Here is a 24,490-nt window from a genome sequence, read left to right on the forward strand (position 1 = left end):
GCGTACGGTCCGCGCCCCGCCCCTCCTCTCTGCGGGCCCCGCCCGCCTTGTCCGTGGGCCCCGGGTGCGACTGCTCCATCCGGTTGTTCTTCCGTCTGTCCCGCAGAGGCGCCCCGCGTGCGGTTTCCGGGCGTCGTGGCGCGCGCAGTCGGACGGTCGCGGCGCGGGCTGCGGGATGATCGGGCGGCGAAACGGGTGGGGCGTGAGGGGCGCGCGTGAAGCTGGGCTGTTGGCCTGCTTAAGAAATCCTCGATGGACTCCGGCGGCCGGGCTCGGCAGATTGGTGATCAGTCAGATCGGACGGGTCCATCAGTCGGTTCGGTCTGCCGTACCGGTACCAATGCCGGTACGGGTACCAATAGCGGTACCGCCCCGCACAACCGCTCAGTACGCCCCAGCACGGCAGTCTTGCCCCGCACGGCAGCCTGCCGACCGCACGGTCGCACGGCCGCTGTACGTCACGTCCCGTACGGCAGTCGTACGACAGCCGCAGGGCCGTCGTACGTCCTGTACGTCGGCCGGGGGCGTCCTGGCAGCACCACGCCCCGGGTCCAGCCACGCTTTCCGTGGCCGGGCCGCCCCTCTCCGTACGCCGGGAGTTCCGCCCATGAAGGCACTTGTCAAGCAGCACGCCGAACCCGGACTGTGGCTCATGGACGTGCCCGAGCCGGAGACCGGGTCGAGCGACGTGCTGATCAAGGTCCTTCGCACCGGCATCTGCGGCACCGATCTGCACATCCGCTCCTGGGACGGCTGGGCGCAGGGCGCCGTCAGGACGCCGCTGATCCTCGGCCACGAGTTCGTCGGCGAGGTCGCCGCGGTCGGTTCGGACGTCCAGGACATCGCGGTGGGCGACCTCGTCAGCGGCGAGGGCCACCTGGTGTGCGGAAAGTGCCGCAACTGTCTGGCAGGGCGCCGTCACCTGTGCCGCTCGACCATCGGCCTCGGCGTCGGACGCAACGGCGCGTTCGCGGAGTATGTCGCGCTGCCCGCCTCCAACGTGTGGGCGCACCGCACCAAGGTGGACCTCGACATCGCCGCGATCTTCGACCCGTTCGGCAACGCCGTGCACACCGCGCTGTCGTTCCCGCTGGTCGGCGAGGATGTGCTGATCACCGGCGCGGGACCGATCGGCATCATGGCGGCCGCCGTCGCCAAGCACGCCGGCGCGCGCAATGTCGTCATCACCGACGTCAGCGAGTCCCGGCTCGACATCGCCCGCAAGGCCGGTGCCACCCTCGCGCTCAACGTCGCCAAGCACGACATCGCCCACGCCCAGGCCCAGCTCGGCCTCAAGGAGGGCTTCGACATCGGGCTTGAGATGTCGGGCCGCCCCGAGGCGATGCGCGACATGGTCGCCAACATGACGCACGGCGGCCGCATCGCCATGCTCGGCCTGCCGGCCCAGGAATTCGCCGTGGACTGGGCGAGGATCGTGACCTCGATGATCACCATCAAGGGCATCTACGGCCGCGAGATGTTCGAGACCTGGTACGCCATGACGGTGCTGCTCGAAGGCGGGCTCGACCTCAGCCCCGTGATCACCGGCAAGTACGGGTACCAGGACTTCGACGCGGCGTTCGACGAGGCCGCCACCGCGCGCAGTGGCAAGATCATCCTCGACTGGACCGTCTGAGCCCCCCCGTGGGCCCAGGCCCCGCCCCGGCCAGGCCCGTCCCCCGGGTGAGGGCCCAGGACCCGCCCAGGCCCCGGCCCCCGGTAGAGGGCTCGGGCCCCCGGGGCTCTGACCCTCCCGCACTGGCTGTACGCCCCCTCCGCACAGGCCTGCCCCCCGTCGGCCCCTCCCGCAGGCGGCGGCCCGTTCCGCCTTCTGCCCGCCCTAGGAGCAAACCCCGTATGTACGCGAACGTCCGCGACGACCTTCAGAAGACGCTCGACGAGATCAAGGAAGCCGGCCTCTTCAAGCCCGAGCGCGTGATCTCCACCCCGCAGAGCTCGTCCGTCACCGTGCCCTCGGGTGACGTGCTCAACTTCTGCGCCAACAACTACCTCGGCCTCGCCGACCACCCCGAGGTCGTCACCGCCGCCAAGGACGCCCTGGATCGCTGGGGCTACGGCATGGCCTCGGTCCGCTTCATCTGCGGTACGCAGGACGTGCACAAGGAGCTGGAGAGCCGCCTGTCGGCCTTCCTCGGCCAGGAGGACACGATCCTCTACTCCTCCTGCTTCGACGCCAACGGCGGCGTCTTCGAGACCCTGCTCGACGCCGAGGACGCGGTCATCTCCGACGCCCTCAACCACGCCTCGATCATCGACGGCATCCGGCTGTCCAAGGCGGCCCGCTTCCGCTACGCCAACCGCGACATGGCCGACCTTGAGGCCAAGCTCAAGGAGGCGTCCGGTGCGCGCCGACGACTGATCGTCACGGACGGCGTGTTCTCCATGGACGGCTACATCGCGCCGCTGAAGGACATCTGCGACCTCGCCGACCGCTACGACGCCATGGTGATGGTCGACGACTCGCACGCCGTCGGCTTCACCGGCCCCGGCGGCGCGGGCACTCCCGCCCTGCACGGCGTCAGCGACCGCGTCGACATCATCACCGGCACCCTCGGCAAGGCGCTCGGCGGCGCCTCGGGCGGCTACGTCGCGGCCCGCGCCGAGATCGTCGCCCTGCTGCGTCAGCGCTCCCGCCCGTACCTGTTCTCGAACTCGCTCGCCCCGGTCATCGCGGCCGCGTCCCTCAAGGTCCTCGACCTCCTGGAGTCGGCCGGCGACCTGCGCGACAAGCTGGCCGCCAACACCAAGCTCTTCCGTACGCGGATGACCGAGGAGGGCTTCGAGATCCTGCCCGGCGAGCACCCCATCGCGCCCGTCATGATCGGTGACGCGGCCGAGGCGGCCCGCATGGCCGAGCTGCTGCTTGAGCGCGGCGTGTACGTGATCGGCTTCTCCTACCCGGTGGTGCCGATGGGTGCGGCCCGCATCCGTGTCCAGCTCTCGGCTGCGCACTCCACCGAGGACATCGAGAAGACCGTGGCGGCGTTCGTCGAGGCCCGCGAGTCGATGAAGAGCTGAAGCCTGGTGCGGCCTTGGTCGGGGCCCGCGCGTCGATGAGGAGCTGAGGCAGAGTGCGGCGTTCGTCGAGGCTCGCGCGTCGATGAGGAGCTGAGGCAGGGGGAGTCGTCGCCCGCCGGGCGGGCGGGCGACAATGGCTGAGTGATCGACCCCCGCCGGCTCCGCATCCTGCGTGCCGCGGCGGACCACCGTACGGTGACCGCCGCGGCCGCAGCGCTGTATCTGACCCCCTCCGCCGTCTCCCAGCAGCTCGCCGCCCTGGAGCAGGAGACGGGGCACACCCTGCTCACGCGCAGCGGCAAGGGCGTACGGCTCACGGCCGCAGGCGAGATCCTGCTGGAGCACGCCAATGCGGTCCTGGCGCAGCTGGAGCGGGCCGAGGCGGAACTCGCGGCCTACGCGGGCGGCGCGGCCGGAGAGGTCACGGTGGCCGCCTTCGCTACGGGCATCGCGGAAGTGCTGGCCCCCGCCATCGCGCGGCTGCGCACGACGCGTCCCGCGATCCGGGTACGGGTGCGCGACGCCGAGGGAGACGAGGCCCTGCCGCTGGTCCTGGACGGCGAGGCGGACCTGGCGCTCGCCGTGGAGTACCGGGGCGCACCGCGCGAGGACGACAGCAGGCTCTCGCGTGTCCCGCTGTACGCCGAGCCGTTCGACGCCGTGCTGCACGCAGCGCACCCCTTGGCCCAGGACCCGCAGGTCCCTCTGTCGGCACTCGCCGACGACGACTGGATCGGACCGTATCCGGGCAACCCCTGCCACGACGTGATGCTGCTCGCGTGTGAACTCGCCGGGTTCCAGCCCAAGTTGGTGCACTCGTCGGACGACTTCCGGGCGGTGGTCGCGCTGGCGGGCGCGGGCGCGGGGGTGGCGCTCGTGCCGCGTTCGGCGCTGCGCGGCATGGAGCAGAGAGACACGGTGGTCCGTCCTGTGGCGGGCCCGGCGGCGACGCGCAGGGTGTTCGCCGCGGTACGCAGGGGAGCGGAGAGCCATCCGCTGTTCCGGCCGGTGCTGGAGGCGCTCGCGCGGGCGGCGGACGGCCTGCCCACCGACTGACCGACGGTGTCCGGGTGGGACGGCCGGGGCGTGCCGGTGAGTCACTACCGTGACTTCGCTCCGGACGGGACTCCCTGGGACATGCCTCAGGCCCAGGCGGGCGCCGTGCCGGTCAGCTGGCAGACCACGAGGTACAGCGGGATCGGCGGGGTGTACGGGGTCGGGCCGTCCGGGAAGTTGATCAGACGGGGCCGTTCGGCGTCCGGGACCACCGCGCCCGGCGCGTAGCGCACCGGCCGTGGCCAGGGCAGATCGTGGTCGGAGCCGGCCGGTACGATCCACCACCACCAGTGGGTGGAAGCGAACACGCACCCCGACCGGGGCAGCCGGGACAGCAGCCGGAAACCGTGCGCGGCAGGCACGCCCACCGCATCCCGCCCGAGCGTCGCGGGCCGGATCGACGGCAGCAGTACCCCACCACCGCGCAGACCCCCGGCGCCGGCCCGCACCTCACCGCCCGGCAGCGCTCCGGCACCCGGCAGCGCTCCGCCACCGGACGTCCCCCCACCACCGGGCAGCCCTCCATCGCCGCATGGTGTTGCGCGTGGTATTCCGCCGCCGAGTCGAGCGGCGGAGCCGCCGGGCCCGGGCACGCCGTGCGCACCCCCACTGCGCACGGGGCCACGGGGCCCGGCGGTTCCGGACCCATCGGGTCGCGGGCCCTGTCGCCCGGACCGAGGTCCCCAGGGAAGAATCTCTCTCAGCACTCAAGGACCGCCTTGCCCGGCCCCGCGTGCGCCAGCTCGGCCCAGACGATCCGGCCGGGCCCGTACGGGGCCTCGTGCGCGCCCCAGGCACTGCTCACCGCGTCCACGAGCAGCAGTCCGCGTCCGCGTTCCTCCTCGTCGCCGGAGTGGCACAGGCGTGGCCCTGCCGATCCGCAGCCGAGGTCCCTGACGGCTATCAGCAACGCCCGCCGCAGGTCGGTGAGTTCGCACAGTATGTGGTCGCCGGCCGTGTGGACGACGGCGTTGGTGACGAGCTCCGAGATCACCAGCGCGGCGGTCTCGTGCAGCTCCTCGTGGTGCCCCCAGCCGGTCAGCATGTCCTTGCTGCGCCGACGTGCGAGGGAGACCGACTCGGTACGGGCCGGCACGTCGAAGGCGTACCGACGCACCGTGGTTCCGGAGCAGGCGCCTGTCAGCTGGGGAATGAGCGCGTTACCAGGAGCCACGACCGGAATCCTCACAGTGGGGAGGCGGTGTCCCGTGCGGCCTCCCCCGAGGCTGCACCCGACGACCGCGTGTGAACTGGTTCACGGACTCACCTTGTACCCAAGCCGGACACTTGGCAAGAGGCACTGTGAAAATTGCAGAGTGCCGTTCTCCTATCTGCAACGACATGGCACACTGCTGACAACAGCGCGTGGGGAGGTCTGAAGTGAGTGAACCCCGGTCCGCCCCGACCGTGGGCCAGGTCGTGCTGGGCAGACGCCTTCAGGACCTGCGCGAGCGGGCCGGCCTCAGGCGCGAGGAGGCGGCCAAGGTGCTCCGGGTGGCCCCGGCCACGATCCGGCGCATGGAGATGGCCGAGGTTTCCCTCAAAATCCCTTATGTCGTCCTGCTGTTGCGGGCGTACGGGATCGCCGAGGAGGAGGCGGAAGGTTTCGTCGCCCTCGCCGAGGAGGCCAACAAGCCGGGCTGGTGGCAGCGTTTCCACGACATCCTGCCGGACTGGTTCAGCATGTACGTCAGCCTGGAGGGCGCGGCCTCACTGATCCGCTCGTACGAGCCGCACTTCGTACCCGGGCTGCTCCAGACCGAGGAATACGCCCGCGCCGTCATGCGCACCGGCGCGCTCGGCGCCACCAGCCATGCCGACATAGACCGGCACGTGGCGCTGCGCATGGCACGCCAGTCGCTGCTCACCCGGGAGGACGCGCCCCGGCTGTGGGTCGTCCTGGACGAGACGGTGCTGCGCCGCCCCGTGGGCACGGCGCAGGTGATGCGGGACCAGATCGACCGCCTCCTGGAAGCCTCGACGCTGCCCAACGTCACCGTGCAGGTGGCCGAGTTCTCCTCGGGGCACCACCCGGGGACGTACGGGCCCTTCGTCCTCTTCCGCTTCGCCGTGCCCGAGCTGCCGGACATGGTCTACAGCGAGTACCTGACCGGCGCCGTCTACCTCGACGCGCGCCCCGAGGTGGCCACCCACCTGGAGGTCATGGACCGCATGGCGGCTCAGGCCGCGACTGCACAACGCACGAAGGAGATCCTCAAAGGTCTCCGCAAGGAGCTGTGAATGGATCACATATACGACGGCGGGCCGGCGGCCGGGCGCATCTACAACGGCATGCCCGCCACCGAACTCGGCGCCGAGGGCTGGCACAAGCCCTGGAGCGGGGGAAACGGGGGCAACTGCTTCGAGGCCATGAAACTGGCTGACGGCCGGGTCGCGGTGCGCCAGTCGGCCGATCCGGAGGGCCCCGCGCTGATCTACACCCCCGGCGAGATCGCCGCCTTCATCCAGGGCGCGAAGTCGGGCAAGGCAGACTTCCTGCTGACCTGATCCACCAGCTCCTGCTGACCTGATCCACCAGCTCCTGCTGACCTGATCCGTCAGCTCCTGCCGCCCGGTCCGCCGGGCCGTCCGAACCGCAACTTCCGTGATCCGCACCCCTGTTCGCTGACCTTCATCCCTATGGAGCGCACATGACCGGGCAAGACCGCACCGCCATCCAGATCGACACCAGCAAGCCCCACCCGGCCCGGGTGTACGACTGGTTCCTCGGCGGCAAGGACAACTACCCGGTCGACGAGGTGCTTGCCGAGCAACTGCTGGCGCTCGACTCGCGCGGCCGGGACATCGCGCGGGTCAACCGTGCCTTCATGCACCGCGCCACGCGCTGGCTCGCCGAACAGGGAGTACGCCAGTTCCTGGACATCGGCACCGGCATACCCACGGAGCCCAACCTCCACCAGATCGCACAGCGCACCGCCCCCGACGCCCGCATCGTGTACGCCGACAACGATCCGATCGTGCTGCGTCACGCGGAGGCCCTGCTGCGCTCCGCCCCCGAAGGCGTCACCGAGTACATCCAGGCCGACGCCCGCGAACCCGAGCGGATCCTCGAACTGGCCCGCGGCACCCTGGACTTCGAGCGTCCGGTCGCGGTCTCGCTGATCGCCCTGACCCACTTCATCGGGGACGACGACGATGTGTACGGCATCGTCGACCGCCTCCTGGACGTCTTCGCGCCGGGCAGCTACCTGGTCCTGTCGCAGATCACCGGCGACTTCGACCCGGAGAGCGCCGCCCGCGCGGTGGAGCTCTACCGGAGCGGCGGCGTCACCCTGCGCCCGCGGACCAGGGCCGAGGTCGCCCGGTTCTTCGAGGGCCGGGACCTGGTCGACCCGGGCGTGGGCCTGGCCGCCTCCTGGCATCCGGAACTCGGTGAGAGCGCTCTCGACGGCGATGCCACCCTTCCCGTCTACGCGGGCGTGGCCCGTAAGGCGTAAAGCGTAAGGCGCAGGAGGCGGACGGGACATCCGGGCGAGGGCGGTCACGAGACGAACTCCTCGTCCCCGTACCGGACCTGGGCCCGGCTCCAGTCGACGCCGAGAGCCTTGGTGAACCGCTTGGCCAGCGGGAGACCGCCGAGCGGCGCCACGAGAACGAGGCGCCCGTCGGAGGTCCCCGAGCCGCCGCCGAGGTCGTGGCGCGCCTCGGGGTCGGCGACCAGCGCGTCGTGGAGCGCGGTCGCCGACACGCCGGGTGCCTGGATCTCGACCGCGTCGGTGCCCGGCGAGGTGCGGGGCAGGCAGCGGAACGTCAGTACCGACTCCTGGTGGTACCGCTTCGCGATGGTTCCGGCGATGTGATGCAGCCCGTCACGGTTGACCCGGCCGACGTCGAAGGCGCGTGAGCGCTCGTAGGTGACCTGCTCCAACTCGCCCGACCAGTAAAGGCCGTTGAGCAACTGCGACGCGCCCGGGCGCGCGCCGTTGGCGTGGATGATCGCGCGGACCTCGTGGTCGAAGCGGGTGAGGCGGGTCTTCAGCCGGACGTCGGCCGGATCGGTGATGATCGCCGTGTTGTCGGTGGCGAAGATCTCCGCGGTGGGGCAGTGACGCGCCGCCACATCCCCGGCGTACGCGCCGCCCCTGCCCGTTGCGCCGGTGTGCGGGCTGCTCGTTCGGGCCGCATCGGCGTGCGCGCTGTTCGTTCGGGCCGCACCGGCATACGGTCCGCCCCTGCCCGCTGCACCGGTGTGCGGGCTGTCCGTTCCCCCCGCCGCACCGGCGTGCGCGCTGCCCGTTCCGGCCGTTCCCAGGACCAGGACGCCGACCGCGACCAGGACGCCGAACCTCTGCTTCATCTCACAACTCCCTGCTGGATCAGCCACGTTGCGGCGCCTCGGGCGCGCCGGTGATCACCGTAGGGTTGCTCGCGCAGGGTTAACCGCGGTAACTCCACGTATGGCGGACAGCGAATGACGGGGTTGTTGCGTGCGGGCGCCCAGGACGCGGTTACGGCACGGGGGAGTCGCGCCGGCGCCGGGTCACTGGCCGCGCCAGATGTTGTCGAAGGCGGCGTCCTCGATGGTGCGCCGCTGCCGTTCGCCGGCCAGTTCCGTCACCGCCTCGTCGACGGCCGCCAATACGGTCACGACCGTGTCCGACGTGAGGCGTGCGAGCTCGTCGGCCGGCGCGTCCTGGATCCGGACCGCTGCCGCGAGAGCGGCCAGGACGGGCTCGCCCGACGCCCAGCGCTCTGCGGCCCGGCGCCGGTCCGGCCCGTCGGCCACCGTCACCCTGCCGCTGCTGAGCGGATGAAAACGCTGCCGCTGCCGGGTGATGCTGCCCTCCGCCTCCAAAGCGGCGAGGTAGGCCGCGCGCAGGCCACGGCCCCGGCGCCACAGCCAGTCCTGCACGGACTCGTACGGTTCCCGCCGTGAGAGCGCCGCCGCCGCTCGTGCCAGCTGGCCGTCCCGCACGTCGCTCGGCGATCCCGGGACGATGCGGTCGTCGTCCAGGGTGAGTGCCTCGGCGGCGGCCAGGTCGAGGAGTTCGGCCCCGGCCAGGGCCAGCGAGAGATCCCCCTGCTCGACGGGACGGTCGGCGGCGGGGACGTCCATGCTGACAATCAGCAGGTCCCGTGCTGTGGTCATGTGGCTTCCCTGGGCGAGTCGAAGACGGCATGGACACCGGACGCATACGGCACGGCACATCCCCACCTTGTGGGGCGGCCGGTCGAATGCGCGGCAGGACGAGCGGCACGAGGCGAGAGCACGCCTTGCGCCGCCCTCGTGGAGCAGCGTGGCGCGGCCGGCGGCCCGGTGGCACCCGGCCCGCGGAGGGAGGGAGCGCTCTCAGGGTGTCGGACCATGAGCGCATCGTAGTGAGACTTGGGGGAGTCCCGCCCTCTTCCCGTGCCCCGTTCAGGGGTGACAGCGCGCGCGTGTGCCTGTGATCAGATGGGGGCATGTCCCGTCGTACCAAGCGTCCAGCACGCCCCGCACGCCCCGCCGCTCCGAAGTCCTGCCCCTGCGGGCTGCCCGCCGCGTACGCCGAGTGCTGCGGGCGCTACCACGCGGGTACGGCCGCCGCTCCCACCGCCGAGGCGCTGATGCGGTCCCGGTTCAGCGCCTTCGCGGTCCAGGACCGTCCGTACCTGCTGCGCACATGGCATCCGGTCACCCGGCCCACGGACCTCGACCTTGACCCCGGCATGCGCTGGACGCGCCTGGAGATCCTGGACACCACCGACGGCAGCGCGTTCCACACCACCGGCACGGTCACCTTCCGGGCGCACTACACCCATGGCGCAGAGAGCGGTTCGCTGCACGAGCAGAGCCGGTTCTCGCGCGTCGACGGCGGCTGGGTCTACGTGGACGCGCTCTTCACCGACTGACGCCGCACGCCGCGGCGCCGCACGGGGCCGCACCCCCGTGTGCCCGCGCTCTACGGGGCCGCGCCCCATATGCCCGCGCCCCACATGACCGCGCCGCTCGCGCCGCTCGCGCCGCTCGTGGCGGTCGTGGTTGTGAGCGCTCTCAGGACGGGGTGGGGGCCGGTGTCTTCTCGCGGATCGCGGGGAGTCCGTTCGCCAGGTCCTCGGCCATCAGGCGTTTGGCGATGGTGTCCGCCGCGGCGCGCAGTTCCGCACTGCGCGGCCTGCCGCGGTCCTTCTCCAACTGCTCGTTCAGCCAGGCCGACCAGGATGCGGTGATGGCCTCGACCTCGCGCTCACCCGCCGGGGTGTGCGAGAAGTAGTTGCCCTCGCGGCTGAGGAACCCCTCGTCGACCATCCGCTGGAACACCGGCACGAGTACCTCCGGCGGCACGTGGCGGCGGGAGGCGATCAGGCCGAGGCCGGCGTGCCCCACCATGCGCGTGTGCTGCTCGACCTGCATGACCGCCCACGCTCCTGCCACGTCGAGCCGGGTGTCGGAGGCGGCGACGATGCGTCGGGCGGTGTTCATGTCCGCCGCGCGCACGATCTGGCCGACCGCGAGTTCCAGCACCTTCGCGGAGTCGCCCGTGGTCGGCCTGGCGAAGCCCTCGCCCATGTCGGTGGACGCGGAGCGCGCTGTGTCGCGCAGCTCGACCTGCTTGAGGAGGAGCGCCACCAGGAAACCCACCGCGGCCACCGGCACCGTCCACAGGAACACGGTGTGCAGACTGTCGGAGTACGCCTGCACGAGGGGAGCCGCCGACGCCGGGGGAAGCTGATGCAGCCCCTCCGGGGACTGCGCGGCCTTGGCGAGCTGCGCCGGATCCGTCCCGCCGGCCCGCGCCGCGGCGGCGACCCCGGCCTGGAGGTTCGTCTTCAGGGTGTTGGCATAGATCGTGCCGAAGACGGCGGTGCCGAACGAGCTGCCGAGCGTACGGAAGAAGGTCACACCGGACGTCGCCGTGCCGAGGTCCGCGTAGTCGACGGTGTTCTGCACGGCGATGGTGAGGACCTGCATGCACAGCCCGATGCCGAGGCCGAGCACGAACATGTAGAGCGATTCCAGCCAGGCACCGACGTCGGGCCCCATCAACGACAGGAGGTACAGACCCACCCCCATGACCAGGGCGCCGACGATGGGGAAGATCCGGTACCGGCCGGTCCTGCTCACCACATTGCCGCTGAAGATCGACGCGATGAGCAGGCCGATGACCATCGGCAGGGTGCGCACCCCGGAGATGGTGGCTGAGTCGCCGTCGACGTACTGGAGGTAGGTGGGCAGGAAGGTCATCGCGCCGAGCATCGCGAACCCCACGATGAAGCTGAGGACCGAGCACACCGTGAAGACGGGGTTGCGGAACAGCCGCATCGGCAGCATCGGTTCGACGGCGCGGGTCTCCGCCCAGCAGAACAGAGAGAGCGCGATCACCCCGCCCACGAACAGGGCGATGATGGTCGGAGAGCCCCAGGCGTACTCGTTGCCGCCCCAACTCGTCGCCAGGATCAGGGCGCTGGATCCCGCGGCGACCAGACCGATGCCGAGGTAGTCGATGACGGGTTTGGCCGCCGAACGGACCGAGGGGATGTTACGGGCCGCCGCGACGACCACGACAACGGCGACGGGGACGTTCACATAGAACGCCCAGCGCCAGCTCAGATGGTCGGTGAACACTCCGCCCAGCAGCGGGCCGATGACGGTGGACACACCGAACACCGCGCCGATCGCGCCCTGGTACTTGCCTCGCTCGCGCAACGGGATCACGTCGGCGATCAACGCCATCGCGGTCACCATCAGGCCGCCGGCGCCGATGCCCTGAAGCGCCCGCCAGGCGATGAGCAGCGACATGTTCGTCGCGAGCCCGCACAGGAAGGAGCCGGTGATGAAGATGACCGCGGAGACCTGGAAGACCACTTTCCGGCCGAACAGATCACCGAACTTGCCGACCAGAGCGGTGGCGACGGTCTCGGCCAGGAGGTAGGACGTCACCACCCACGACATGTGGGCGGCGCCGCCGAGGTCCGAGACGATCGTGGGGAGAGCGGTCCCGACGATCGTCTGGTCGAGCGCGGCCAGCAACATGCCGAGCATGATCGTTCCGAAGACGATGTTGCGCTGCCGGACATCGAGCACGGGCGGTGCTGACACGGGCGGTGCCGGCACGGGCGCTGCATCGCTGGCAGTGGTCACCCCTGCACCCTCACACCGTCCCTGGCGGAGCGCATGCCGTGTCGGCCGTGCGGATGATGTGCGTTCGCCCGGCGCGGGTGGCTCTCAGGCCGGCTCTCAGGCCCCCAGGACGACGCCCGAACCGGTCGCCGCCTCGGACAGCGGCCGCACCGGCGGGCCTGCGCGGTGGAGTCTGGGCAGCGCCGGTACGGAGGCGAGGAAGACCAGGGTGGTGAGCACGAACGGCCAGGTGAAGCAGTGCCCGCCGACCGGTGCGGAGAGCGCTTTCACGGCCGGCCCGAGCACGGTGGCCGCCGCCGCGCCGACCATCGCGAAACCGAGGCTCCAGCGGTCCGCCGCGAGCAGCACCCCGCAGAGCGCCATCGCGACGAGCACCGCGTTGTAGCCCATCGTGCCGTCCACGATCCGGGCGGCGGGGGCGCCGAGCGCCCAGGCGGTCACCAGGCCGACGGCGCTTCCGACGCAAGCCATCGCCCCGGCCGTGCGGCTCGCCGCGAAGATGCCGACGAGGAGGATGAGGCCCACGTACCACTGCGGCATGAGGAAGATCTGCGCGATGTTCGCGAAGAAGGCACGTCCCACGTCGTCGACGGCCAGCGCGACGGTTCCTTCGGCCGCCCGGCTCAGTTCGGCCGTCCCCGTGCCGTGGTGCCACACCCGCTCGAAGCCCGGCGCCGCGATCGTCATCGCGCTCGCCATCAGGCAGAACGGCAGCGTCAGGACGGGCAGCCCCCAGCCGCGCAGCAGGGTCGTGGCCGCCGCAGTGACCACGGTGACGACCGCGCAGCCGCCCGCCGCCAGGACCATCGTGGACGGGTACTGCGGTCCGAGGAACACGGCGAAGCCGACGGCGACGAGACAGGCGTTGAATCCTTCGAGCCCGGCGGACACCCGGCCACGGTCCACCCCGAGCAGGTGCGCGGTGCCCGTGCCGAGCGCCGTGCCGAGCAGTCCGTAGAGGCCGTACTGCCAGCCCGCGACGAACAGCGCGATCGTGAAGATCGCCCCGGTCACGGCGCTCGGCATGAAGTGCACCTGCGCCTGGCCGCGCAGCACGTGCACCGCGAACAGCCCCCGTTGTCCAGTGCGCGGCATTCGCACGCGACCCTCCCCCTAAGACCCAAGAAATCGGCTCGTAACAGCCAAGCGCACTGTAAGGGGCGGCATATGGGGCTCAGCAAGGCCCACATGTAGGCGCAATTATGCACAGAAGTGTCGGGAAGTGGCGCGGCCCGAAAGGTTTGTATACGACGACAGCACCCGGAGAGCGCTCCCGGACGATGGCACGAGCCGCGTCGTGCGAAGCGTGTTCCCTGCCCGGCCCGGCAAGGGACCGCCCAGCACTGCCCGGCCCGGGACCGCCCAGCAGCGCCCGGCCCCGGGCCAGGCGTCAGCCGGCGAGTTCGGTCGGCAGGTCGGGGAGCTTCTTGTCGTAGAGCCAGGCCTGGAGCAGCGGGCGGAGCGCCTGGCCCGCGGTGGCCTCGGCGTGGGCGATGAAGGTGGCGGTGTCACCGGTGCGCCCGCGCCGCGCCGCGTGCCAGCCACGCAGCACCGAGAAGAACCGGTCGTCGCCCAGGGTCAGGCGCAGCGCGTGCAGGGTGCACGCGCCCCGGTTGTAGAGACGGTCGTCGAAGATGCGGCGCGGTCCCGGTTCGGCGAGCCGCAGATTCTGGCCGCGCCGCGCGAGGCCCCGCCATTCGCGGCGGGCGATCTCATCGGCACCGGCCTCGCCGATGTGCTCCGACCACAGCCATTCGGCATACGTCGCGAAGCCCTCGTTGAGCCAGATGTGCCGCCACTCGCGGATGCCCACACTGTTGCCGAACCACTGGTGTGCCAACTCGTGGGCCACCAGCGTCTCCCAGCCACGCCGCCCGTCGATGTGGTTGCGGCCGAACACCGAGCGGGTCTGGTTCTCGACCGGCGCGCCGAGATCCGCGTCGACCACCACCGCCCCGTACGCCTCGAACGGGTAGGGCCCGAACAGCTGCGAGAAGTGCCGCAGCATGTCCGGCTGGCGGCCCAGATCGTGCCGGGCCGCGTCGGCGACCCGGGACGGATAGGCGTTGTGCACCGGGATCGCCCGTCCGCCCGGCGCCCCCGGCGCCAGCACGCTGTCGTGCTGGAAGCGGCCGGTGTAGAGCGCGGCCAGGTAGGTGGCCATCGGGCCGGGGTGGTGGTAGGTCCACACGTCGGTCGAGCCCTCGCTGCGGCACTCGGTGAGCGTCCCGTTCGCGAGCGCCTGCCGATCGCGCGGCACCGTGACGCGGAAGGTGTACGCGGCCTTGTCGTCGGGCCGGTCGTTGCAGGGGAACCAGGACGGGGCCCCGAGCGGCTGAGAGGCGACCAGGGTGCCGTCGTGGCTGTCGCCGGTCCGGTCCCAGCCGATGCTGCCGAACGGTGAGCGAACCGGTCCCGGCCGTCCCCCGTACCGCACCTTGGCGGTGAACAGCTCGCCCGCTGCCACGGGTTGACTGGGCGTCAGGTACAGCTTGCCCTGTCGCTGGCGCACCCGGGCGGCCCGGCCGTCGATGTGCGCCGCGTGCGCGCCGAGCCGGTACAGGTCGAGCTCGACCCGTTCCAGCGGCCGCAGCGCGACCGCCTGAATGATCGCCGTGCCGGCGAGACGGCCGCTGACGGAGTCGTAGGCGATCCGCAGATCGTAGGCGAGCGTGTCGTGCCCGTACGAACCGTGTCCCGGAAAGTAGCGCTCCCGGCGGCCACCGGCCGCCTCGTCCGCCACGGCGAGCGTGCCGAGCGTGGACAGGGCGGCGACCCGGACGAGGGAGCGCCGGCTGTACCGGGTCACGCGGCGCTCCCTTCCCGGGACGAAGTGTTCTGATGCGCCGTCACCATTCCTTCGGGCAGGCCAGGTTGGGCGTGCGACGGCGTGGTCCGCTCGCCCGCGATGGGGTTGCCCGCCCAACGGGTGTCCGGCGGCACGCTCTCGCCGCGCATCACCAGGGAGGCGGCGCCCACCGACGCCCGGGCGCCGATGTGGGTACCGGGCAGCGCGATGCTGTGCGGGCCGAGCGAAGCGCCCTCGGCGAGCCGTACCGTGTCCAGACGCATGATGCGGTCGTGGAAGAGATGGGTCTGGAGCACACAGCCGCGGTTCACGCTCGCACCGTCCCCGAGACTGATCAGGTCGGTCTCCGGCAGCCAGTACGTCTCCAGCCACACCCCGCGCCCGATCCGCGCGCCCAGGCTGCGCAGCCACCAGTTGAGGACCGGGGTCCCGGTGAACGCGCCCGCCATCCACGGCACCGCGAGGGATTCCACGAAGGTGTCGTACAGCTCGTTGCGCCACACGAAGGACGACCACAGCGGATGCTCGCCCGCCTCGAACCGGCCGACCAGGATCCACTTCGCCGCGGTCGCCGTCAGCCCCGCCACCGCGGCCGCGACCACCAGCAGCGCCGTCCCCGCCAGTGCGGCGAGCGGCAGCCCACCCCGGTTGAGAGCGCTCTGCTCCCCGATCAGTACGGCCTCGGAAAGCAGCACCGAGCACATCAACGGCGCCACCCTGCACAGCTCGACGGCGGCCCGGGCGAGCACAAGCCGGCGCGGCGGGTCGAAGGTGCGGCCGGGGTCGCCCGTGGCCGCCACCCTCGGCAACGGCAGAGCCGGCCGCCCCAGCCATGAACTGCCCGGCTCGCTCTGCGCGGGAGCGTCGCACAGCACACCGATCAGCGCACCGTCCGGTACGCGGCGGTCCGGTCCGACGATGCCCGAATTGCCGACGAAGGCCCGCCGCCCGACGCTCGCCCTGCCCAACTTCAGCCAGCCGCCACGGATTTCGAACGGTGCCACCAGGGTGTCGTCCGCGAGGAACGCCCCGTCCTCGACCGTGAGGAGCGAAGGCAGCGGCAGCACCGTCGAGATCTCGGTGCGCCGTCCCACCCGGGCCCCGAGCAGCCGCAGCCACACCGGGGTCGCGAGACTCGCGTACAGCGGGAAGAGGCTGCCACGGGCGCCGCCGACCAGCCGCGTCACCAGCCAGGCGCGCCAGGCGACACCGCCGCACACCGGATGGAAGCCGGGCCGCAGGCCCCGCCCGAGGATCCGTACCAGCGCGGCCAGCGTCAGCATCGAGAACAGAGTGGTGATCAGGGCGATGGGGGGCGCGGACAGAAGCAGCCGCACCGCGACCGCGGAGAGCGTGTCGCAGGACCGCACCAGGAAGTACACCCCGACCAGCGCGGGGGCGATGTAGAGCAGCGACAGCAGGGGCAGCGCGGTGAGGGAGAGCGCGTACGCCGCGGCCCAGCGGCGCGAGCGCCCGGTGCGCGGCGCGGGCCAGCCGGCCCCTGCGACGTGCTCGCCCCCTTCGGCCTGCCGGGCCGGTGAGCCGAGCCAGCGCCGGCCCGGCGGGACGGATCCGTCCAGGCAGGCGCCGGGCTCCAGTTCGGCGTCCGCGCCGAGGACCGCGCCGGGCATCAGGGTGCCGCGGTGGCCGACCCGGGCGCCGTCGCCGATGTGCACCGCGCCGATGTGCAGGGTGGCGCCGTCGAGCCACCAGCCGCTGATGTCGGCCTCGGGTTCCACACTCGCACCCCGGCCGATCGTGGCCATGCCGGTCACCGGCGGCATGGCGTGCAGCGTGACGCCCTTTGCGACCCGGCAGCCCAGTGAACGCGCGTACAGACGCGCCCAGGGCGTGCCCAGCAGAGAGGACACACCGAACGCGGCGACGATGCGCTCGGCCGTCCACAGCCGCAGGTGGACGCCGCCGCCGCGCGGATGGGCGCCCGCCGTCATCCCCCGGGTGAGCAGGCGCGCCGCTGTCGCGCCGATCGCGAAGCGGGCCGGCGCGCTCATGAGAACGACGGTGGCGATGAGCACGAACCACCAGGAGGTGTGCGGCGCCCAGGCGTGCGGGGCGATCCAGCCGAGGACGTTGTCGAGGGTGGCAAGCGCGACCAGGCCACGCAACCCCGCCACCCCGAACAGGGCGGTGGTCACGAGGAGTTGGACCGCTCCGGCGCGGCGCGGCACCGGCTGGACGGCCCGGGTCTCGGCGGCGGGCCCCTCCAGCGATTCGAGGTGCTGGGCCATGTCCCGCAGCAGCGGGCGGCGGTAGAGGTCCGCGACGGACACCCCGGGGTAGTGCTCACGCAGTTCGGAGGCGAGCCGCGCGGCACTCAGGCTGGATCCGCCGAGCGCGAAGAAGTCGCTGTCCGGCTGGGGGCGCACGCCCAGCATCCGCTCCCACGCCCCGGCGAGGCGGCCCGCGGTGGAGCCGTCGACTTCGGCCGCGGTGAGGGGGCCGCGCTGCGAGGGCAGCGGCCAGGGGAGCGCGTCCCGGTCGACCTTGCCCGAGGTGCGGGTCGGCAGATCGGGGACCTCGACGAGCAGGGGCACAAGGGCGGCCGGCAGTCGTTCGGCGAGGAAGCCGCGTGCCTGGTCGGCGCGGAATCCGTTCCGCTCGGACACCACGTAACCGACCAGGATCTGCCCGCCGGCCGGGGTCCCGCGCACTGCGCCGGCCGCGGCGCGCACACCGGGGAGCGCTCTCAGCATGGCGTCGATCTCACCGAGTTCGATGCGCCGCCCGCCCACCTTGACCTGGTCGTCGGACCTGCCGAGGTGGACGAGTCCCGCCGCGTCGGCCCGGACGAGGTCTCCGGTGCGATAGGCGCGAGGGGTGTCCAGGAGGGCAAGCGGCGTGAACCGTTCGGCGTCCTTGGCGCCGTCGAGATAGCGCGCGGTGCCCACCCCGGCGATGACCAGCTCGCCCTCGGCTCCGTAGGGGACCGGGTTCCCGGCCGGGTCGAGGACCGCCAACTGCCAGCCCGCGAGCGGGAGTCCGATCCGGACCGGCTCGCCGGGCAGCATCCGGGCGGCACTCGCCACCACCGTCGTCTCGGTGGGACCGTAGGTGTTCCACATCTCGCGGCCCTTGACGGCGAACCGGTCCCCCAGGGCGCCCGGACAGGCCTCGCCCCCCACGATCAGAAGCCGTACCTCCTCCAGCGCCTCGTCCGGCCAGAGCGCGGCGAGCGTGGGCACCGTGGAGACCACGGTGATGCCGCGTTCGACGAGCCAGGGGCCGAGTTCGTGTCCCGCCCGCACGAGCGAGCGGGGAGCCGGCACCAGGCAGCCGCCGTTCCGCCAGGCCAGCCACATCTCTTCGCACGAGGCGTCGAAGGCGACCGAGAGCCCGGCAAGGACCCGGTCACCGGGCCCCAACGGGTGCTCGGTCAGGAAGAGTTGTGCTTCCGCGTCCACGAACGCGGCGGCCGAGCGGTGGGTGACCGCCACGCCCTTGGGCAGCCCCGTCGAACCGGACGTGAAAATGATCCAGGCATCGTCGTCGGGCCGTGCGGCACGCCAGCGCGCTCCCAGCGGCGCCACGACGCCCGGCAGTATCCGCTCCTCCGCCTCGATGACGGCGCACACCCCGGCCTCGCGGAAGACGGTCGCCGCGCGCTCCTCGGGGTCGTCCGCGTCGACCGGTACGTACGCCGCGCCGCACAACAGGACCGCCAGGATGGCGAGATACAGATCGCAGGTGCCGGACGGCACGCGGACGCCGACCCGATCTCCGGGACCGATGCCGTGACGGGTGAGCCGCACGGCACGTTCGGTGATCCGGTCGCACAGGTCTTGGTAGGTGAGCCGCTCGCCGCCGGCGTCGAGCGCGGGCGAGCCCGGATGGGCGGCCGCCGTCGCGTCCAGTACGTCGAGCAGGGTGCGGGGGTGCGGGGCGGCTGCGCCGCGGAAGACGGCCGGCAGATGCGAAGACATACGGTATGCCTCTGGCGTAGTGCGGGTGGTACGGACATCCTTCGGACATCCGCCCATTCAGACGGGCATATCGAGCGGCGGGTTCGCACCGGCCTTGGTACTTGACGATATTTATCCGTTGTTTTCGAAGTGATTCGGATGATTATGGCGCCGATCGGGGCAAGTTCAGGGCCGGTCGTGGTGGCCCAGGTCCCTTGCGCGTAGCACTAGTTCGGTGGCGAACCGGTGTTCGGGGTCGGTGAGCCGGTCGCCGAAGATGGACTCAAGGGTGCGCATCCGGTAGCGCACGGTCTGCGGGTGCACGGCGAGGAGCCGGCCCATGTGCGCCGCGGTCCCACGCGTCGCGAGCCAGGTCCGTAAGGTCTCGATGAGCCGGTCGCGGCGCCCCGGAGTGAGCGCGTCCAGCGGCGCGAGCTCACGCCGCCCGAGGTGTTCGAGGAGCGCCGGGTCGGAGCGCAGCCAGAGCGTGACGAGGTGGTCCTCGCAGTACAGCGTGCCGGACTCGCCGTCGATGACTCCCGATCCGGCGAGGTCGAGGACCTGGCGGGCCCAGCGCAGGGAGTCGGACGCGTCGGCGATGGGCACCTCAAGACCGACCGCCGCCCGACAGCCGTGGAGCGCGGCGTCCAGCATCCGCCCGCGCGGATCGTCGACGGGGCCCGGCACCAGAAGGTGGGGCAGCGGCTCGCCCGGGTCGATGAGGACATCGTTGTCCATCGCCGCACGCGTGAGACCCGCCCCGGAGCGCAGCGCGATCAGAGTCACCCGCTCGGGCAGGGGCCAGCGGGCCCGGTCGGCGAGCTCCGTGATCGCCGCACGCGGCACCGGGGAACCGGCCAGAATCAGATGCAGCAGCCGTCTTCGCAGGGCGTCGGAGCGCTCGCCGGAGAACGAGGTGACCTCCAGATAGCCCTCCCGTGAGAGCGCTTCCAGCTCCTCGACATACGTGAACAAAGCGTCCGCGAAGCTGAGCATGAGGGCGGGGGAGAGGTTGTAGCGCCGGCCGATCTTCTTGGCCCGCCGCAGCGCCACCCGGGCCCCGAGCCGATAGGCCCCCTGAAGGGTCTCCAGGCTCCGGCCCTCGTACGCCTCGAACCGGCCGAAGCGGCGGCACATCTCGTCGCGGAGCGTGGAGGGTGCGCTGGGGGACGCCACCTGGTCGACGAAAACCGTGAGGTTCTGCTCCACGCCGACCCGGATCGCCTCGCCGTAGGGTCCGTCGAGCAGTCGGGCGTACTCGGGGTAGGCGCGGGTGACCTCCGCGCCGATCTCCTTGAGGAGACCCGGGAGTTCGGGTCGCATGATCGCGGCGAACTCCTGTGGGAGCGGTCCCAAGGGTTCCTGGGTGTCCGATGATTGCGCGGCTGCAGGCATCTCACTCCCCTTGCACTACGGCGCTCCGGTGGGGGGAGGGCCGATGGAGAAAGCGCTCCCACCGACCGACAGGTGCGTACCTTCGCGGACTGCCGAACCTAGAACAACTTTCGCTCCATGGACAACACTTGGGGCAGTGTTCGATTCAGGGTGCAGCGGTTGTCGGCCGATTCCGGTATGGCCCGCCCGGGAGCACGGGCGGGCCACGGGTCGGGCGTGGCGGCGGACGTTACCGGGCCGCCGAGTGCCAGTACTGCGACAGCAGCTTGCCGTCGTCCGGGACGACCGTGCCGGGGGCGTGCAGCCCGGCGAGATAGGTCGAGGCGTCGTTCAGTACGACGCTGTTGCCGCCGGAGGCCGAGGGCAGTCCGGTCTTGAGGTCGACCGCCCAGTCGAGCAGGCCGGCGAGCCCGCAACCGCTCGCACCGGGCACGGCGAACGTGGTGTCGGTCTGGCTCGCACCGGTGAGGCCGAGCCGGTTCATGACACCCGTCGTATGGGGTGTGCCGTTGCCGTCGAAGCGCTCGATGCCGAGCTTGGGCGCGGTGAGGTTCTGGGGCCGAAGAACGATCGGATGAGCGGCGGAGCCGATGTAGCAGGAGCCCCCGAGGAGTGGGTTCTGCAAACGGACGCGGACCGGGATCGCGATGATCGGCTGCCCGGTGGTGGCTCCCGCCGTCAGATTGAAGTCGCTGGGCGCACCGGCCGATTCGACGGTCGCGGTGATCCGGTTGAGGGTGGCGTTGGTGATGCTGTGGCAGATGCCGCTGACGACGGGAATGTCGCTGGGGCACATCAGGCCCAGCAGTCCGCCCGGGATGTCGGCGGAGTCGGCGATCAGCGCTCCGCCGGCGGGCGCGACGAGGGTGGGTGCGCCCGTGGCGTGCTGCACCACGCCGAGTTGCAGGTCGCTGGCGCCGGTGACGACCTCGGTGTTGCCGAGTTTGATGGTGCCGCCTGCCGCATGGGAGGCGATGCACTGCACGATGTCGGCGCGTCCGTCGGCGGCGAGCATGGCGGGGTCGTCCACCGGGCACCGCGTGAACGGGCCCCAGCTGCCCGCGAGTTGAGGCGCGGGGGCGGATCCGGCGGAGGCCGGTCCGACGGCCCCCAGCACCGTGAGGGCGGTGCCGGCGGTGAGCAGTCCCGTGCGCAGGCGGGTGGATGCGGGTCTCATGAAGTCGTCCCCTCTGGACGCCCCGGCTCGCGACGTCCTGTACGGATATGAGTGGATGCGCCAACCAGGCGTGACTGTCGGCGAGTTGGCCGGAACTCAGCGCAGTGGCGGCGGGATGGTCGTGGGCTGTTTGTCGGGGGTGCACAGCTTGGCCGGGTCGTCCGGGATGCCGGACGCGCACGGCGCCCCCTGGTTCTGCTTGACCGTGTTCTCGGGCCCGGACACGGACGCGGTGAACAGCGGGCTGAGGTCTTCACCCACCCCGCAGCCCGTGAACGCCGGGATGGTCACCGAGCCGTCGAGGGGGCCGCCGCGGGAGAGCGAGTAGCCGCGCCAGACGGTGTCCTTGCCCTTCTTGAGCTGCCCGAGCAGCACCATGTGGTCCTTGGTGTCCTTCGCCGGGTCCGGGTCCTGCGAGTAAATCTGCCCGGCAGTACGGCAGTTGGGCCCGACATCGAGCGGGGTGCCGTTGACCTTGACGTCGCTCAGACGCAGCGACAACGGGATCCTGATGTACGTCTCACCGTGCCCCGCGGTGTTGTTGAGGTCCGAGTCGATGGACATGGGCCCGGTCTGCTCCAGGGTCATCGTCGCGGTGGTCGGCATGAACCCGAAGGTCAAGAACGTGGCCGGGGCCGGCGGGGTCTGGGCGCGGCCCCGGTAGTCGAGCCGGCCCTGCGACTGCTGGAGGAGGTGGAGTTCGAAGACGCCGGGCCTCACCTCGATGCGCTTCAGTTGGCTGGGTCCCTGCACGATCTGGGCGCAGTAGACGGGGATGAGCGAGGCCCCGCCCAGTTTGGTGACGTTCGAGTACCCGGTCACATACGCCGCGAGGGCGAGCGGCTGCGTCGTGTCGCCGTGGCATGCGGGCGCGGGCACGGGCGCGGTCGGGGTGCTCCCGGTCGAGGGGGCGGCGACCTTCGGCGCGGCGGGGGAGGGGCGGGGCGTGGTGGTGGCAGCGGGGCCCGTCGCGGAGGCGCCCGGAGTCGGTGCGGGCGAGGACGTCGCCCCGGACACCGGCACCGTGGCCAGCACGCCCGGGCCGCCCGGGGCGCGTGTGCACGTCACCGTCAGGACCTTCGGGTCCGTGGCGCGGCCCTGCGAGGTGACCGGATCGAAGTCGATCGTGAGGGCCGCCGCCGTCACGTTGAGGTCGCCGGGACTGTTCGCGGTGATGGTGGGGACCTCGCCGGCCGCCGTCAGCACCACATCATTCCCGGATGTGAGGGCCACCGAGGGCGCCCTGCCCTGCCACAGGGCCGGGGCCACAGCGCCGTCCTGGGACACCTCGGTCGTCAGCCGGGTGGTCGCCCCGGTCGTGGCCGCATTTTCTTTGGTGAGTTCGGCGACGGCGGACGCGGGAAGCGTCAGCGCCGTGCTGACCTCGACGGGCCGTATCGCGATGCCCACCGCGGCCCGCTCGGGAAACCTCGCCGCGACGCGTACCTTCACCGGCTGGGAGCCGCCCAAAAACGCACAGGTGTAGGCGAGTTCGGCGCTCACCCGCTGGTCTCCGCGTGCCACACCCGCGCCGGGCACGATGGCGGCAAGGACCACGCTCGCCGCCGCGACCGCGCCCCACCCGTGCAGGTGCCGCCGGCGGCCGGCCGGGCCCGGGGTCCTGGTCACGTCGCGTTCAGCTCCACTGGCTCAGCTCCTCGAAACGGTCGGTGGCGTCCCACTGCGTCTGGGGGCCCGCCCGACGGGCCGGGTCACGGCCGGCCGGGCGGGCCCGGGGCGTACGCGGCGTGCTGTGCGGCACTACGAGCCGACGATGGTCGGGTGCGTGCTGGTGCCACTGACCACCGCGTAGTAGTCGCCGTTGAACGAGGGGTGGTCACCCGCGGACACCACACCCGCACAGCCGGCGGTCGGAGCCGACACCGTCAGCTCGGTCGGATCGGCCGCCACCGCCAGGTCGCCGGTGGAGTTGGTGTACGTACCGTGGGCCGTGCCGGTCACGGTGAAGGCGCATGTCGCCACCGACACACGGGCGTTGACGCCCGAGATGTAACCCTGGGAGACACCTGTTCCCGCGTCGAAGTCGGTCACGTTCAGCGTCCAGGGGGTGTTCGCCACCGTGTCCACCGCGCCGAGGAAGCTCGTGCACGGCTCACCGGACCTGCCGAAGTGGGCGGGATCGATACTGCCGACCGCGGCCGGGTTGCCGGTGGCGCTGTGCAGGGCGCCGCCCGCGTCCGCGTACGTGCACGTCATGTCGATGCCGTTGATGGAGAGCACGACATCACTGGAGACGGCGGTGAAACTCTCCGGCGAGTTGGGTCCGACGACCCAGGCGGTGGGCGACGCGGCCAGCGCGGGCGCGGTCGCCAGGGCGAACGCGGCCGTCGCGGCGCCGCATACCAGAGCAAGTTTTCCCAAGGCGTTTCGCACAGCAATTTCCTCCGATTTCACCAGCTACGAGTACGGATTCAGCCACGTACGATCCGTGACGATGCGGACGTTACTTGCGAGAAACATGGGCGCACAATCCTGCCGTTCAAGATTGTGCCGAGCGGGACGCTCCCTTGTGCCGGGGGTGAGCAACCAGCCGGTTTTTCTTGTCGGTTGCTGCGCAATACCGCCATGCGGGACATGCCATTCGTGCGGAAGTCGGCAGCTCTCTCGCCGCGTTCCTCCACCGTGCGAGCGGTGACAGGGTAAACCCCTCAATGAATGACAAGTTCCGAGGGGAAAATGCTGCCGTTGTGACAAGTCGCCGACCGTCGTGCCGGGGCTCGCGGAAACTTCTGGAACCGGTATTGCAGAGCGAGGTTACCCGGCCGTAGCGTCCGGTGTGCGGTCGGCCCGGACGACGCGTCCGGTATCCGGCCGGCCCGGCGCCCATACCCCGGCCGCGCCCCCGAAGGCCGGGACCCGTATGGGCGAGAGTCCCTGCCCACGCCTGTTCTGGGACCGGGACCGGGCTTTCTCCCCAGGGCGGGGGCGGCGCGGCCCGGCTCCCATCGGACGCGCCGCCCCCGATCCGCGCACCGCCGTCGTACTGCTCA

General features: G+C 71.5%; 19 protein-coding genes. 7 read left to right on the forward strand and 12 right to left on the reverse strand.

The features are described 5' to 3' along the window. Positions 1-607: 607 nt before the first annotated feature. The 3 genes from tdh to ACGFW5_RS05560 all read left to right on the forward strand — a co-directional run bounded on the left by tdh (position 608) and on the right by ACGFW5_RS05560 (position 4,095). Positions 608-1,636: an L-threonine 3-dehydrogenase gene (gene tdh / locus ACGFW5_RS05550; protein ID WP_393832873.1), complete on the forward strand. Its 1,029-nt coding sequence runs from the start codon at positions 608-610 to the stop codon at positions 1,634-1,636. 221 nt (positions 1,637-1,857) lie between these two features. After that, a complete protein-coding gene (locus ACGFW5_RS05555; protein ID WP_393832874.1) occupies positions 1,858-3,039 on the forward strand; it encodes a glycine C-acetyltransferase in 1,182 nt (393 codons plus the stop codon). A 141-nt stretch (positions 3,040-3,180) separates the two neighbouring features. Continuing rightward, complete coding sequence (locus ACGFW5_RS05560) at positions 3,181-4,095, forward strand: LysR family transcriptional regulator (protein WP_393832875.1); 915 nt, start codon at positions 3,181-3,183, stop codon at positions 4,093-4,095. Positions 4,096-4,181: 86 nt separating this feature from the next. Here the strand turns inward: ACGFW5_RS05560 and ACGFW5_RS05565 are convergent, their stop codons facing one another. Then, complete coding sequence (locus tag ACGFW5_RS05565; protein ID WP_393833083.1) at positions 4,182-4,523, reverse strand: hypothetical protein; 342 nt, start codon at positions 4,521-4,523, stop codon at positions 4,182-4,184. 272 nt (positions 4,524-4,795) lie between these two features. Further along, the gene (locus tag ACGFW5_RS05570; RefSeq protein ID WP_393832876.1) at positions 4,796-5,269 is read right to left on the reverse strand and encodes an ATP-binding protein; all 474 of its coding nucleotides are present in this window, start codon (positions 5,267-5,269) and stop codon (positions 4,796-4,798) included. Positions 5,270-5,475: 206 nt separating this feature from the next. Between ACGFW5_RS05570 and ACGFW5_RS05575 the strand changes: the two genes are divergently transcribed. The 3 genes from ACGFW5_RS05575 (at position 5,476) to ACGFW5_RS05585 (ending at position 7,553) form a co-directional block, all read left to right on the forward strand. Continuing rightward, the gene (locus tag ACGFW5_RS05575) at positions 5,476-6,336 is read left to right on the forward strand and encodes a helix-turn-helix domain-containing protein (protein WP_393832877.1); all 861 of its coding nucleotides are present in this window, start codon (positions 5,476-5,478) and stop codon (positions 6,334-6,336) included. Beyond that, the gene (locus ACGFW5_RS05580) at positions 6,337-6,603 is read left to right on the forward strand and encodes a DUF397 domain-containing protein (RefSeq protein WP_393832878.1); all 267 of its coding nucleotides are present in this window, start codon (positions 6,337-6,339) and stop codon (positions 6,601-6,603) included. It abuts the gene before it with no gap. A 143-nt stretch (positions 6,604-6,746) separates the two neighbouring features. After that, on the forward strand, positions 6,747-7,553 hold the full coding sequence (locus ACGFW5_RS05585; RefSeq protein ID WP_393832879.1) for an SAM-dependent methyltransferase: 807 nt from the start codon (positions 6,747-6,749) through the stop codon (positions 7,551-7,553). Between the two features lie 44 nt (positions 7,554-7,597). Here ACGFW5_RS05585 and ACGFW5_RS05590 read toward each other — a convergent pair whose 3' ends face one another. Together ACGFW5_RS05590 and ACGFW5_RS05595 are read right to left on the reverse strand one after the other, a co-directional pair. Continuing rightward, complete coding sequence (locus tag ACGFW5_RS05590) at positions 7,598-8,413, reverse strand: hypothetical protein (RefSeq protein WP_393832880.1); 816 nt, start codon at positions 8,411-8,413, stop codon at positions 7,598-7,600. Between the two features lie 183 nt (positions 8,414-8,596). Beyond that, positions 8,597-9,205, reverse strand: a complete 609-nt coding sequence (locus ACGFW5_RS05595) for a GPP34 family phosphoprotein (protein WP_393832881.1) — start codon at positions 9,203-9,205, stop codon at positions 8,597-8,599. A gap of 314 nt (positions 9,206-9,519) precedes the next feature. Between ACGFW5_RS05595 and ACGFW5_RS05600 the strand changes: the two genes are divergently transcribed. Next, a complete protein-coding gene (locus ACGFW5_RS05600) occupies positions 9,520-9,948 on the forward strand; it encodes a YchJ family protein (protein WP_393832882.1) in 429 nt (142 codons plus the stop codon). A gap of 142 nt (positions 9,949-10,090) precedes the next feature. Here ACGFW5_RS05600 and ACGFW5_RS05605 read toward each other — a convergent pair whose 3' ends face one another. The 8 genes from ACGFW5_RS05605 to ACGFW5_RS05640 form a co-directional block, all read right to left on the reverse strand. After that, positions 10,091-12,178 (reverse strand): MDR family MFS transporter, encoded by a 2,088-nt coding sequence (locus tag ACGFW5_RS05605; protein ID WP_393832883.1) that lies wholly within the window; start codon positions 12,176-12,178, stop codon positions 10,091-10,093. A 96-nt stretch (positions 12,179-12,274) separates the two neighbouring features. Beyond that, complete coding sequence (locus tag ACGFW5_RS05610) at positions 12,275-13,273, reverse strand: urea transporter (protein WP_393832884.1); 999 nt, start codon at positions 13,271-13,273, stop codon at positions 12,275-12,277. Between the two features lie 295 nt (positions 13,274-13,568). Then, the gene (locus ACGFW5_RS05615) at positions 13,569-14,987 is read right to left on the reverse strand and encodes a M1 family metallopeptidase (RefSeq protein ID WP_393832885.1); all 1,419 of its coding nucleotides are present in this window, start codon (positions 14,985-14,987) and stop codon (positions 13,569-13,571) included. Further along, entirely contained in the window at positions 14,984-18,928 is a 3,945-nt protein-coding gene (locus ACGFW5_RS05620) for a Pls/PosA family non-ribosomal peptide synthetase (protein WP_393832886.1), read from the reverse strand. Before ACGFW5_RS05620 ends, ACGFW5_RS05615 begins: the two co-directional genes overlap by 4 nt. Positions 18,929-19,093: 165 nt before the next feature. Beyond that, positions 19,094-20,302, reverse strand: coding sequence for a helix-turn-helix domain-containing protein (locus ACGFW5_RS05625; protein ID WP_393832887.1), 1,209 nt, complete (start codon positions 20,300-20,302; stop codon positions 19,094-19,096). A 229-nt stretch (positions 20,303-20,531) separates the two neighbouring features. Further along, positions 20,532-21,479, reverse strand: a complete 948-nt coding sequence (locus ACGFW5_RS05630) for a hypothetical protein (protein WP_393832888.1) — start codon at positions 21,477-21,479, stop codon at positions 20,532-20,534. Positions 21,480-21,575: 96 nt separating this feature from the next. After that, positions 21,576-23,108, reverse strand: a complete 1,533-nt coding sequence (locus tag ACGFW5_RS05635) for a DUF6801 domain-containing protein (protein WP_393832889.1) — start codon at positions 23,106-23,108, stop codon at positions 21,576-21,578. Between the two features lie 132 nt (positions 23,109-23,240). Continuing rightward, positions 23,241-23,873, reverse strand: coding sequence for a hypothetical protein (locus ACGFW5_RS05640; RefSeq protein ID WP_393832890.1), 633 nt, complete (start codon positions 23,871-23,873; stop codon positions 23,241-23,243). Positions 23,874-24,490 lie beyond the last annotated feature (617 nt).

It is taken from the genome of Streptomyces sp. NPDC048416 (assembly GCF_043200435.1).
In the GTDB taxonomy this organism is placed as follows: domain Bacteria; phylum Actinomycetota; class Actinomycetes; order Streptomycetales; family Streptomycetaceae; genus Streptomyces.